Annotated in this window: 8 protein-coding genes; 1 reads left to right on the top strand and 7 read right to left on the bottom strand. The window is 43.1% G+C overall.

All coding sequences use genetic code 11. The annotated features are described in order from the left end of the window. Nucleotides 1–39: 39 nt before the first annotated feature. The 7 genes from PV403_RS00375 to thpR all read right to left on the bottom strand — a co-directional run bounded on the left by PV403_RS00375 (nucleotide 40) and on the right by thpR (nucleotide 11,686). Nucleotides 40–189, bottom strand: a complete 150-nt coding sequence (locus tag PV403_RS00375; RefSeq protein ID WP_213532884.1) for a hypothetical protein — start codon at nucleotides 187–189, stop codon at nucleotides 40–42. 251 nt (nucleotides 190–440) lie between these two features. Continuing rightward, nucleotides 441–5,039, bottom strand: a complete 4,599-nt coding sequence (gene gltB, locus PV403_RS00370; protein ID WP_332083255.1) for a glutamate synthase large subunit — start codon at nucleotides 5,037–5,039, stop codon at nucleotides 441–443. Between the two features lie 481 nt (nucleotides 5,040–5,520). Continuing rightward, nucleotides 5,521–7,983 carry a YhgE/Pip domain-containing protein gene (locus PV403_RS00365; RefSeq protein ID WP_332083254.1) on the bottom strand — a complete coding sequence of 821 codons (2,463 nt, stop codon included), beginning with the start codon at nucleotides 7,981–7,983 and terminating at the stop codon, nucleotides 5,521–5,523. 331 nt (nucleotides 7,984–8,314) lie between these two features. Further along, nucleotides 8,315–8,902: a TetR/AcrR family transcriptional regulator gene (locus tag PV403_RS00360; RefSeq protein WP_285746711.1), complete on the bottom strand. Its 588-nt coding sequence runs from the start codon at nucleotides 8,900–8,902 to the stop codon at nucleotides 8,315–8,317. Between the two features lie 226 nt (nucleotides 8,903–9,128). Beyond that, nucleotides 9,129–9,812, bottom strand: coding sequence for a metal-dependent hydrolase (locus tag PV403_RS00355; protein ID WP_332083253.1), 684 nt, complete (start codon nucleotides 9,810–9,812; stop codon nucleotides 9,129–9,131). Nucleotides 9,813–9,889: 77 nt separating this feature from the next. Beyond that, nucleotides 9,890–10,789, bottom strand: coding sequence for a cell wall hydrolase (locus tag PV403_RS00350; protein ID WP_332083252.1), 900 nt, complete (start codon nucleotides 10,787–10,789; stop codon nucleotides 9,890–9,892). 324 nt (nucleotides 10,790–11,113) lie between these two features. Continuing rightward, on the bottom strand, nucleotides 11,114–11,686 hold the full coding sequence (gene thpR, locus PV403_RS00345; RefSeq protein ID WP_332083251.1) for an RNA 2',3'-cyclic phosphodiesterase: 573 nt from the start codon (nucleotides 11,684–11,686) through the stop codon (nucleotides 11,114–11,116). Nucleotides 11,687–12,182: 496 nt separating this feature from the next. Between thpR and PV403_RS00340 the strand changes: the two genes are divergently transcribed. Continuing rightward, nucleotides 12,183–13,139 (top strand): D-2-hydroxyacid dehydrogenase, encoded by a 957-nt coding sequence (locus tag PV403_RS00340; protein ID WP_332083250.1) that lies wholly within the window; start codon nucleotides 12,183–12,185, stop codon nucleotides 13,137–13,139. Nucleotides 13,140–13,203 lie beyond the last annotated feature (64 nt).

Below are 13,203 nucleotides of genomic sequence, written 5' to 3'. Positions count from 1 at the left end.
CTCTTTTGTAGTTGACTAGAATCCGCTCTTAACGGACTCTTATGAATCTTTCTCAGGAAGCACGAGGGATTCCCAATGATTTGGATCAATACCGCATTGTTTAAGTACATCCATGATATCCACTTGTTTGCGCGGGTTGTCCTGCTCTAAGTTCTGATCATTGTTCCCACTTGGATACTCCATGTTCATGCCGACAACCACTCCATTTATTTAGATTTATAAAGTATATGTATTTTTTATTGATCTGCAACACTAGACCTATTATACGTAAATAAGCCTATATTTGTTGTCGTCTCATGGCAGAATCTAAGGGGATTTTGCTTCTATTTTTGTCGAAAACATAAAAAGACCTTAAAACCAACCTAACAAGAGGTCCTAGTTTTAAGGTCTTTTTCTAAATCTGTCTGTAATGAAGATTACCTTATTAAAATAATGTTGAATTACTGTCCTGCTCTTGTTAATTCACGCATGTTTGCTTCAAAAGCAGCAAGTAGTGCATCGTCTCCAGTAAGTCCATTCGCTTGTACTTTATCAATCTGTTCCAGCATACGTTTGAAGTCTTTTGGAATGACTCGAACAAAATATCCAATCTCCTGTTTCCAGTAATCTAGAATGTGCTGTCCTACTGTACTTCCCGTATATTCTACGTGACGGCTTATCATACCATGCAGAACCGCAGCTTCGGACGTATCTTCGATTCGCTCCAGAAGGACCATCTCGAGGTTACAACGGTTTAGGAACGTACCGTCTGAGTCGTAGACGTAAGCAATACCGCCTGACATCCCTGCTCCGAAGTTACGACCTGTATCCCCAAGGATAACTACACGGCCCCCGGTCATATACTCACAGCCGTGATCTCCTACTCCTTCAACCACTACATGGGCACCTGAGTTACGAACCGCAAAACGTTCCCCTGCAATGCCGCGAATATATGCTTCACCACTTGTTGAACCATAAAGTGCGGTATTCCCGATAATGATATTCTCTTCCGCAAGGAAAGTAGACTGAGGCGAAGGCTTTACAATCAGCTTACCGCCAGACAGACCTTTCCCTACGTAGTCATTACAATCGCCTTCGACCGTAAGCGTCATTCCTTTCGGTACAAAGGCACCGAAACTTTGACCTGCCGATCCAATAAACGTGAACTTAATCGTATCTTCCGGAAGACCTGCAGCGCCATATTTACGTGTCACTTCACTGCCAAGGATGGTTCCGACTGCACGGTTCACATTCGTAATACCGAGCACACCTTCTACTAATTGGCCAGACTCCAGTGCTGGAGCAGCCATCGGAAGAAGTTTCTGTATATCCAGGGTCTCTTCTAGACCATGATTCTGTCTTTGGGTACGTACACGGTTCGTTCCTTCGGCTTGTTCTGGCACATGGAGGAGCAGCGAAAGATCAATCCCGCTCTTCTTCCAGTGACCATCAGCATGTTCCGCATCCAGACAATCCGTACGGCCTACCATCTCTTCAATGGTACGGAAACCAAGCTCCGCCATAATCTCTCTTGTATCTTCCGCAACAAAACGCATAAAGTTCACGACGTGTGCTGGATCACCCATATAGTTCTTACGAAGTTCCGGATTCTGAGTAGCCACCCCTACCGGGCAGGTATCCATCTGGCAGACACGCATCATAATACAGCCCAGTGCAACTAGTGGAGCTGTAGAGAATCCATACTCTTCCGCACCAAGTAAGGCTGCCACAGCTAAGTCACGACCGTTCAGCATCTTACCATCTGTCTCCAGAACAACACGGTCACGCAGATTATTGATCATCAGGGTCTGATGCGTCTCTGCGAGTCCCAGCTCCCAAGGCATACCGGCATGACGAATGGAACCTTGCGGGGAAGCTCCTGTTCCTCCATCATATCCGCTGACCAGAATAATATCCGCACGTCCTTTAGCCACGCCCGCTGCGATGGTACCTACTCCTGCTTCAGATACTAGTTTTACGTTAATATCCGCACGAGGGTTCGCATTCTTCAGGTCATAGATCAGTTCTGCTAAATCTTCAATCGAGTAAATATCATGATGCGGCGGAGGCGAAATAAGACCTACGCCCGGCGTTGAGCCGCGAACTTCAGCTACCCATGGATATACTTTACGTCCTGGAAGCTGACCGCCTTCTCCTGGTTTCGCTCCTTGTGCCATTTTGATCTGGATCTCATCGGCATTTACCAAATAATTCGATGTTACCCCAAAACGTCCAGAAGCCACCTGCTTAATCGCACTACGGCGAGAATCGCCATTACTGTCTTTTACAAAACGAGCGGGATCTTCTCCACCTTCTCCCGTATTACTCTTACCGCCAACCCGGTTCATTGCGATCGCTAGATCCTCATGAGCTTCTTTACTAATGGAACCAAAAGACATAGCTCCTGTCTTAAATCGTCTCATAATGGATTCAGCTGACTCCACTTCCTCAAGAGGAACTTTTGGACCCGCCGGTTTTAATTTCAATAGCGAACGAATGGTAAGTCTCTTCTCGTTCTCGCCTTGAACAAGCTTTGCATATTTCTTATAAAGCGCATAATCTCCCGTTCTAACCGCGTGCTGGAGCGTATGAATCGTCTGCGGTGTAAATAGATGGTCTTCTCCATCGCTCCGCCACTGATATTCTCCTCCTGAATCCAGCACTTTATCGTTACCGTCTTTATCTGTAAATGCGCGTTCATGATGCACTAGGGTCTCTGCTGTCACTTCTTCTAAGCCAATACCGCCGATGCGGGAAGGTGTCCAAGTGAAGTAATCATCGACAAAATCACTCCTCAGTCCTACAGCCTCAAAAATCTGTGCACCTCGGTAGGATTGAATCGTAGAAATTCCCATCTTGGATAAGATCTTCACTACGCCTTTTGTCGCTGCTTTAATGTAATTCTTCACTGCTTTCTCATGCGTAATCCCGCGCAGCATACCTTGCTGAATCATAACATCCATGGTTTCGAATGCTAAATATGGATTCACAGCACTCACACCATAACCTAACAAGACCGCATAATGATGGACATCACGGGGTTCACCGGATTCCAGCAATATGCTGACTTTTGTGCGGGTTTTTTGACGAATCAAATGATGGTGAAGTCCCGAGACAGCGAGTAACGCAGGAATGGCCGCATTCTCAGCATCTACACCGCGATCTGAGAGAATCAGAATATTATGCCCCTTCTCAATGACACGATCTGCTGCTTCAAAAAGAACATCCATCGCCTTCTTCATTCCCTCTGCACCTTCTTTAGCAGGGAAGAAGATCGGGATCGTCATTGAACGGAAACCAGGTCTACGTATATGACGGAGTTTTGCAAACTCCTCATTAGAGAGAATAGGTGAAGATACACGAATCTGTCTTGCACTTTCTGGTTCCGGCAGCAGTAAGTTACGTTCGGGACCAATCGTAGTCAGTGTCGAAGTGACGATCTCTTCGCGCAAAGCATCAATCGGCGGATTTGTAACCTGCGCAAACATCTGTTTAAAATAGTTATAAAGCCGCTGAGGGCGATCCGATAATATCGCCAGGGGTGCGTCGTACCCCATCGAACCGGTTGCTTCCATTCCTGTAGAAGCCATCGGCTCCAGAACTTTACGCAGCTCTTCAAAAGTGTATCCGAATGCCAGCTGAAGCTGGTTGATATTCTCATGTTTTGGTTCCGGGGGTTCCGGCGCATCAGGCAGCTCATGAAGATCGATGAGATGCTCATCAAGCCATTCTTTATAGGGTTGTTCGGATGCAATCTGCGATTTTACTTCATCGTCCGAAATAATACGCCCTTCCTTTGTATCCACGAGAAGCATACGGCCTGGGCGTAATCTGTCCTTGTACAGGATATTCTCTGGTGCAATATCAAGGACTCCAACTTCCGAAGACAACACGATACGGTCATCTTTCGTTACATAATACCGTGCAGGACGCAGCCCGTTACGGTCTAATATGGCTCCAATCTGGATTCCATCTGTAAATGCCATTGCAGCCGGTCCATCCCATGGTTCCATTAAGGTACTGTGATATTCATAGAAAGCCTTCTTATCTTCATCCATACCAGCATCGTTATTCCAAGGTTCAGGCACCATCATCATGGCGACATGCGGCAGGGAACGTCCGCTTAAGTACAGAAATTCAAGCGTGTTATCAAACATCGCTGTATCTGATCCGTCTGGATTGATGACAGGTTTTACTTTGGACAGGTCCTCTCCGAACAGTTCGCTCTCAAACAAGGACTGACGTGCATGCATCCAGTTAACGTTACCACGCATCGTATTGATCTCACCGTTGTGGATCATGAAACGATACGGATGTGCTCGCTCCCAGCTTGGAAATGTATTGGTACTGAACCGAGAGTGCAGCAGTGCCATTGCTGATTCTACCCGTTCATCTTGCAGATCAAGATAGAACTGACCCACCTGCTCTGTGGTCAGCATGCCTTTATATACGATCTTACGACAAGACATACTTGGAATATAAAATGCTTCTGCACCTCTTACCTGGTCAGCGTACCGAATCTGCTGCTCTGCGCGGCGGCGAATAATATACAGCTTCCGTTCTAGTTCGAGTCCACTCAGCTTCTCCTCGTTCGTACCAATAAACACCTGACATACATAAGGCTTCGCAGCAAGCGCTGATCTGCCTAACATACCATCGTATGTGGGGACTTCACGGACACCTAGATACTGCTGTCCCTCGTCTTCTACAATCTTGCGGAGGATATTCAAATGCTCCTCGCGAATTTCTTCGTTACGTGAGGTGAAAATCATCCCTACACCATAATGATCTGGCTCTGGAAGCTCATATCCAAGTCGCTGTGCTTCTTCTGCAAAAAACCGATGAGGGATCTGAATTAAAATTCCGGCGCCGTCACCTGAATTCGGCTCACTCCCTTGTCCTCCGCGATGCTCCATGTTACTCAGCATCGTCAAAGCTTGACTAACAATATCGTGAGAGGCAGCCCCTTTAATATTAGCTACAAACCCCATACCACAAGCGTCTTTCTCGAACTGCGGGTCATAAAGCCCCTGTTTTGGAGGTAATCCAGTCTGTCTCATGGAACGCAACCTTTCTATGATCATGAATTTTAGGAACATCCGTGATAAGCGAAAAATGACGAAGGGACAAAGGGAATGAGGAAGGGGAATAAATAGTCCGTACTTGACGATCAAAGGTCGTATAGTTCTCTCATTTTAACATCGAGTGTAAACTCGGTGCAATTTAAAATTTCTATGGTCGTCATAAGGAAAAATTTGCGTTTATACCGCTATATACCGATGTTTTTCCCGGTATTTGTTTGGATATTTTATTCCTGCTCATTCCCTATTTACTCTTTATATTGTTCTTAATTATTTGCCATAACGGTGTTATATTTGAATGGACCATTACTCTGAAAATTTGTACAATCTTTCAGAAAATAGAAAGCCCCGCCTTCTTATGGAAGGCGGGGCTTTTGTGTGACAAGATACACTTTCAAACAAGTCTATCTATGATAGGCTGTATTATGGGTGCATTCATTATTTTTTTGATATTGCTTAATCATGCGGTCAGTGCTTCACCACTGTGCGTATGATTTTGATCTTCTGATTGATCATTGCTTTTTTTAGAACCGCTCCATAAGAAGTATCCGAGTGTTAATAACATGCCCACTACAGCATAAACACCTAGGGTTTCGGCTTGTTTCCACATTAGATCATAGTTTCCGCTCATTACTACAGCACGATAACCAACAACGCTGTGGTACATCGGCAACAAATGACTAATTGGACTCATCCAGCTTGGAAGCGTTTCAAGCGGGAATGTACCACCACTTGTAGCAAGTTGAAGTACGAGTAGAACGATCGCAAGATAACGTCCCACTAGATCCAGCCAAGTTACGAGTGCCTGAACAATCATCATGGAAGCAATACCTGTAATAATCGAGAACAGATAGAAATAAGGAACACTCTGTACTTCAAGGTGTAATCCATAGATCATGAACGTAGCGATTGCAATAGCTTGAATAATGCTCATTCCTGTAAAAGCAAAGAATCGGCTCACAAAGCGTGCCCAAGGCGTTGCACCTGGTACACTTGTTTCACGCATGTTCATCACGATGGTTGAAATCAATGCACCTACAAATAAACCGATCGACATAAAGTAAGGTGTGAGTCCTGTTCCGTAATTTGAAACCGTTCTTGACTCATCTTCTACCGTTTGAACCGGCTCCGCGAACATATCAACAAAGCTGTCGTCTTTGCCTTTCATCTCTGCAGTCTCATCAGCCGCATCGTTAAGCTTGTCTGCCAGTTCTTCTGATCCATCTTTTAACTCTGTCAGTCCTTCATGAAGTTCGCCAGCACCATCCGTAAGTTTCACAGAACCGTCTGCAAGAGTATCAACCCCGCCGGTAAGTTCACCTACACCGCCAGCCAGCGTACTTGTTCCCGATTTAAGATCAGCTGCACCTGAGCTAAGTGTCTCACTGCCCGTCGCTGCCTCACTTAATTTTTCTCCGAACAAGTTCATATTACTAGCAAGTTCTCCCTGGCCGCTGTATAACTGATCTGCGCCTGCGAGAAGCTGATCTTGACCTGCTGCAAGCGTATTTGCACCTTCTGCTAATTGTTTCTGAGCATCAGCAAGCTGCTGTGCTCCGCTTAATAACTGTCCGTGTCCGTCATTCAGAGACTGTGCTCCGCTAAGTAATTGCTGCTGAGCAGCGAGAAGTTCGTCCGCACCCGAAGATAACTGTGAATTCCCCTCATTTAGAGACTGTGCTCCACTTAGCAGTTTACTTTGTCCTTCACTAAGTTCACTACTTCCTGCTGCAACAGCCTGACTCGCTGCAAGCAGCTTTTGTACCTCAGGAAGTGCAGCAAGTTCTGGACTCTGTTCAGTCAGCTGTTTAATCCCGTCCGCTACGCCTTGTGCACCCTCAGCTATTTGCTTGCTAGCTGCTTGAGATGCAGTGAGACCACCTACAAGTTGCTCACTTCCTCCAGCTGCACTTTTTAGTCCCTCTGAAAGTTTGCTGGCACCTGCTTCGGTAGAAGTCAGTCCGGCTACTAGTTTTTCACTTCCTGCTGATGCATCCTCAAGACCCGATACTAATGAGTCCGCACCTTCCGATGCAGCAGAAAGACCCGTACTAAGCTTGCCTGCACCTTCACGAGAACTTACAATACCGTCTTTCAACTTACCCGCACCATCCTGAAGCTGTCCGATTCCGCCAGCCAGCTGGCCTTCTGCATCAACGAGCTGAGATAGTCCAGAGGAAAGGTCACTGGCACCTGAGCTTAATTGACCTGCTCCATCATCCAAGGTTTTGACCCCGTCTGCAAGTGGAGCAATACCTTCTTTTAGTTCCAGCGTTCCGTCTGTCAGTTTCTGAAGATTTTCTTGAAGAGTCAGCGCTCCATCATTCAATTCGCCGGCACCGTCATTAATTTTGGTTGCGCCATCTCCTGCTTCTTCGAATCCATCCGCTACTTCAGTGAATTTATCAAGCAGCGTTTCTGTATAGGATTCGGTTACCGCAGCAGATATCTTCTTGCTGATTTCCTTCATTGCCGTGTCACCAATCTGAGCTCCAATAAAGTTATAGCTCGCATTCGGTTCATAGACGAGTTCAGAAGGATTCGGTTCATCATCCATTAATGTCGTTGCTTTTTGCGAAAAATCTTCTGGAATGGTAATCATCATATAATACTCGTTATTATCCATTCCTTGTCTTGCCTCATCGAGATCAACAAACTGCCAATTGAAATCTTGCCCTTCTTTCAGCTCATCGATGAGATCTTCCCCGATCTGAAGCTGCTTGCCTTCAAATTCAGCACCCTGATCCTGATTCACCACCGCTATAGGCAGTGTGTCCAGCTTGCCGTAAGGATCCCAAAAGGCGGTAAGATATACGCCTGTATACAGAATAGGAATCAGCATCACTGCGATGAGCGGAATAAGAACTTTGGGGTTCTTCAGTGCTCGCCATACATCTTGAAAAAATACGGATAATGTCTTCATTTACTTCTTTCTCTCCCTTTACGCTATCTCACTTCGAACTTTCTAGTTGTCATTTCATTTCATAAGCGCAGTATGAAAAATGAAAGCGCGAACTTCATGACCGTTTTCCCCAAATAGTCATATGAGATGAAAAAAAATAACCTTTCTCCTATGCTTTTTCAAAGATACAACCTAATTACTGCATTATTTATATAATCCTCTACCTGAGCAATGAAACATTTTTTTGTTTTATCGCATACTTTCTACTTTGTCTCAGGGAAGTTTTTTTAAAAGCCGGCTATTTCTATCTATCTAACTACTATATATCGCAGCCGGCTTTCCGTAAGTATTTTTATACTGGAAGATCTGGCACTAGTCCATGCACCAAAAACAACTCAATATACTGCTTAATTTCTTCTTTGCTGAGAGGATCATTCCCATGACTCCAATCCGAAGTAAGTGCAATGTAGATCTTAAACATAATGAAAGACGCTACTTTTGGATCACAAGGTTTTATCTCTCCCTTTTCTTGCGCTAAGCGAAGTTCTTTCTCGAGATAACCTGTGATTACACCTTCTACCTTGGCATTGCCCGTTTTTGCCTGCAGTGTTCCAAACTCCCTCACTTCTTGAGAAAGCTTAATGAGCAGATCATGCTGCTCTCTGAACTCAAGTAAGGAATCTAATATTCGAAACAAGTTATTAAAAAACGTCTGCTCATGATCTAATTCTCTCTCTGCCACATTTTTCATTTCTATAATGACTTCATGCAAAATCTCATCGAACAATTCTTCCTTATTGGTAAAAAAGGTGTAGATTGTTCCCTTACCTACATTCGCAATCTTCGCCACCTGATCCATCGTCGTTGCTTTATAACCAAACAAAGCAAAGGACTTCGCTGCTGCTTTGAGTATTTGTTTGCGACGATCTATCGGAGCCATTGCCTCTCCTCCTCTAACTTCTATTTGACTAAAAATCCAATTCAGTCATTCGGTCAAAAATCACTTTACCACTTTTCTGTTCTATTGGCAAGAAAAAATTACATAATCAAAAAAAAGAAAGAGCAGCTCACCATCCGGCTTACCCAGCAAGATCATAAGCAGCTCTTTCTTATCTATTTAATCAATTTCACAACTCATAAAAATGGTGAAATTGATTCAGTAAGAACTAAATTTCTGTACTAGCCCCCGGCTCTAAAGCCACTCCTACTATCCCTTTGGACTCTAGAAGCTCAGTAAACGAATTTGCATCCTGTTTAATAAACGGGAAGGTGTTGTAATGAACTGGAATGACCTTTTTTGCTCTCAGCCATTCAGCGGCGATTGCAGCATCCTCAGGACCCATTGTCAGCACATCACCGATTGGCAGGATCGCTGTATCAATATCGTTCATTTCACCGATGATTTTCATATCACCGAAAAGTGCTGTATCTCCTGCATGGTAGATCGTTTTGTCACCCATCGTTAACAGGATTCCCGCAGGCTGTCCCATATATACGGATGTCCCGTTCACTTCAAGAGAGGAACTATGGAAGGCGAGCGTATACTTCACTTTGAATCCATCAAACTGGCAGCTCCCGCCAATATTCATATGCTGTACTTGTACTCCTTGACTCTGGCAATACTCTGCTAATTCATAGACCGCTACAACGGGGCAATCATTCTGTTTTGCGATCGTGAGTGTATCACCGAAGTGATCCGAGTGACCATGTGTTAGCAGCACTGCATCTACTTTGACGTCTTCAGCAGCTATTTTAGCGGTCGGATTCCCTGTTAAAAAAGGATCAATAATAACGCGTTTGCCTGCTTCTTCAACAAGGATACATGAGTGTCCATAATATGTGATTTTCATAGAGTGATACGCCTCCTAGTCAGTAGAAATGAACATTTCTTAAAGGAACTATCTTTCTAGTATATCACTTTTGGAGCTTATTTATAAAATGTATGATTTCCGATTCTTTTAACTTTTATTTGTGAATGATGTACTGTTAAGTCGTCAGCTAGGGTAATAGATAAGAAGTAGAGTGTTTCGTCAGGCACTTCTTTCCGTCCGTTGAGTGCTTCATTGACAGCACGAATGGTGTCCTCGTTCGGCGTCACACGGTCCATTCGGCCGTTCGCCACGGGACTAAATTGATACTTTTGATAGATAACGCCTTTAATGGTATCGGGATAATTGGCTGACCGTAGCCGGTTTAAGACAACGTTAGCTACTGCAACTTTGCCTTCGTACGGTTCACCTTCTGCTTCTGCCATGACAATTTTTTGTAGCATAAGCAGCTCTTTATCCGAGACGTTGTAGTTCCAGGTGGCCTTGTCTTTTTCCTCCTGGGTTAGTAATTCCGTCTTGGTAAAGTATAGAGTTTTTGGGGGAGTAGTTTGTTTTTCTTTTTCTTTTGCTAACGCAATTGCTTTTTGTTGTTCACGTAGTTTTCTTTGTGCTTCTTTTTTGGCTTCGAGAGCCTTACGTTCTGCTTCTTTCTCATTCTGGGCATTCGTTTCTGCCGAAAGAGCAGCTGTTTTGAGCAAGACATGGTCTTCCGAAGAAGAAGGTCCTGATTCTTGTGTCAGCTGTGCCGTTGTTACAGTGGTTACTCCTGTTAAATCCGTCACAGAAGTAAGCATAGCGACTCCATCCCGATCAGAGTACATCCTGCTGTTATGATTTACTGCTATTTGATTCATAGGAGTTCCGGATTCCGTACTATCCTGAGTTGTACTTTCCCCATATACTTCAACAGCCTTCGTAATCAGGCTTGCCCCCAATATAAACACAAGCAGCACATACATGAGCGGTGCTAACCAGCGAGTCTCTCTATTTGTATTCATAATAACCTCCTGTTATATCGGCACAATTCTACTTAACTGTAACCAAAAATGCAAGGTTTGAATACATAGAGTAAACTATTTTATGCGTCAGATATCCCTGTAAGCCCCTCAAGTGAGGGTAATGTTAAACTCAAAATTTCGTTGATACATCAGGATTTTTAACACACGAACACCTGCTCTGCATCATAAAATAAAAAATTTTGAATAATTTTTGTGAATTTTTTTAACTCTATTAATTCCTTTAATATATTTGGATTGATTGTATATTTTTAGGATAATAAACAATTAACCCATTTTGAAGCGAAGTTAAGAGAATAGAGACAATCAAAAATCAAATTTCTCGATTATTTTATACATCGGTTTTTGACCAAGTATCGTCTGAAATAATACAAAGTCTTTGACAAGCCACGGTTCAATTTTTTTCTGTGTTGACAATTCCTCTAAGTTCCAATTTTGCTTCTTAGAATCATCAAATTTGCGAGCAATTGTAATATGGGGTCGATAAGGACGATCCTCAGGAATATATCCTAACGGAGCAGTTGCATCTAGAATATGCTGGAAAAGCACAGCGAGCTCATCAATCTCTCCTTCAACTCCTCTCCATAAAACCCTAGGACGTAATGGCGAACCAAAAACACCTGCATCTCCAACACTTAGAGGAAACTGTTGCATCTTAACAGCAGCTTCTCGAAGAGCTTCACAAAGCGCGTTAATGGAGCCTCTTTCCGTATCCCCTAAAAATTGAAGTGTAATATGGTAATCTTCTTTATGTGTAAAATTACGGAAGGGAAGTTTATCTTTGTTATCGATTGTCCAGTGCTGTATTTCTTCTTTCACATGATCTGGTAGAGAAACAGCTGTGAAGATACGTACTTTATCTTGTGTTGTTTGCGTCATTCGAAGCTTCCTTTCTATTTTCAATTTTATCTCTATATCTTTACCTAGTATTAACCAAATTATAATATTAATATCCTAGTACTAGTACCAGGTACTAAATTATTATAAAAGGTTTAAATTCCCATATTGTATGTTTACTCCCAAAAATACAAAGAGGAATTGAATAAGGTAACAAGCATAAGTTACTTGTCACTTAATCCATAAAATATGGTAACAAAAACAAATTTTTATTACTCCTGTTTTCTGGGTAAATAACCTATAATTAGATGTCAATTTTCCGCTTAATCAACGTTAAAATTTTTTTATTTCTATAATAATAGGTTTCTATATAAGAGTACAGCTGTTCTAATACAACAATAAAGATGGGTTTCTTCTATTATAAGTGTTAGGAAATAGATGGTATACATGACGGGGTACTCTCCCCTGCTTCAATTGCTCGTCTGCCCAATCATCTGCTACACTGTAACTATACATAAAACGAGGAGGATCTACGCGAATGAGCAAAATTGTAAGTTTAATTTCTTTTACAGAGACAGAGCAAAAGCGTATCCAGGATATAGCACCTCATTATACGATAACTACAGGCAAAGCAAAGGAGCTTGATCCCTCCGTCCTGCGAGAAGCAGAGATCTTGGTGGGTTGGCCAAAAAGTAAACCAGATGAATTATTACATCCAGACAGCAAATTAAAATGGGTACAGACTTGGTCTGCCGGCGTAGACTATCTTCCTCAAGAAACTTTTGAAGAACGAAATATACTGCTCACTAATACAAGCGGAATTCATGCGATTCCGATCTCGGAAATGATTCTTGGTATGATGCTGTCTTTATCCCGTAATCTTAAAAGAGCCGCAGTTCATCAGGCTAACGGCACATGGGATGCAAGTGAAGATAACATGAGCGAACTTCATGGAAAAACGATGGTCATCGTTGGCGTAGGTGAGATTGGGAAGGCCACAGCTAAACTTGCCGAAGCTTTTGGCATGAACGTAATTGGTGTTCGCAGATCGGGTAAAGAAGTAGAGCATGTCAGCAAAATGGTCTCCATGGAACGTTTTGAAGAAGTACTGACTGACGGAGATTATGTGGTTAACATTCTTCCGCTTACCGATGATACCCGCCATCTATTTAATGAACAGGCTTTTGCAGCGATGAAAAAAGAAGCATGCTTCATCAATGTTGGCCGCGGCGCAACCGTAGATACTTCTGCACTGCTGAAAGCTTTACAAGAAAAACAGATCGCATCTGCTGCACTCGATGTATTTGAAGAAGAACCCTTGCCGAGCGATCATCCCTTATGGTCGATGGATAATGTACTGATTACACCTCATATTGCCGGAAGCACTCCTTATTATAAGGAGCGTGCTTTTGAAATATTTATAGAGAACTTGAAAGCTTATGTGAAGAACGAGACTCTTCCACGTAATCTAGTCGATTACAGTCGTTCTTATTAGAATTATAAAAACCCGCTCAAGACATATATCTTGAAGCGGGTTTCTTCTTATTTTTAACTAAAGA

The sequence above is a fragment of the Paenibacillus sp. GYB006 genome, assembly GCF_036577645.1.
In the GTDB taxonomy this organism is placed as follows: domain Bacteria; phylum Bacillota; class Bacilli; order Paenibacillales; family Paenibacillaceae; genus Paenibacillus.
The sequence above is the reverse complement of the archived record's forward strand: the minus strand, read 5'-3'. Positions and strand labels throughout refer to the sequence as shown.

What these genes read in the sequence shown, in the direction of transcription:
- PV403_RS00355 (WP_332083253.1), bottom strand. Translation starts at nt 9,812, where the DNA reads ATGAAAATCACATATTATGGACACTCATGTATCCTTGTTGAAGAAGCA.
- PV403_RS00350 (WP_332083252.1), bottom strand. Translation starts at nt 10,789, where the DNA reads ATGAATACAAATAGAGAGACTCGCTGGTTAGCACCGCTCATGTATGTG.
- PV403_RS00360 (WP_285746711.1), bottom strand. Translation starts at nt 8,902, where the DNA reads ATGGCTCCGATAGATCGTCGCAAACAAATACTCAAAGCAGCAGCGAAG.
- PV403_RS00340 (WP_332083250.1), top strand. Translation starts at nt 12,183, where the DNA reads ATGAGCAAAATTGTAAGTTTAATTTCTTTTACAGAGACAGAGCAAAAG.
- PV403_RS00375 (WP_213532884.1), bottom strand. Translation starts at nt 189, where the DNA reads ATGAACATGGAGTATCCAAGTGGGAACAATGATCAGAACTTAGAGCAG.
- PV403_RS00365 (WP_332083254.1), bottom strand. Translation starts at nt 7,983, where the DNA reads ATGAAGACATTATCCGTATTTTTTCAAGATGTATGGCGAGCACTGAAG.
- thpR (WP_332083251.1), bottom strand. Translation starts at nt 11,686, where the DNA reads ATGACGCAAACAACACAAGATAAAGTACGTATCTTCACAGCTGTTTCT.
- gltB (WP_332083255.1), bottom strand. Translation starts at nt 5,039, where the DNA reads ATGAGACAGACTGGATTACCTCCAAAACAGGGGCTTTATGACCCGCAG.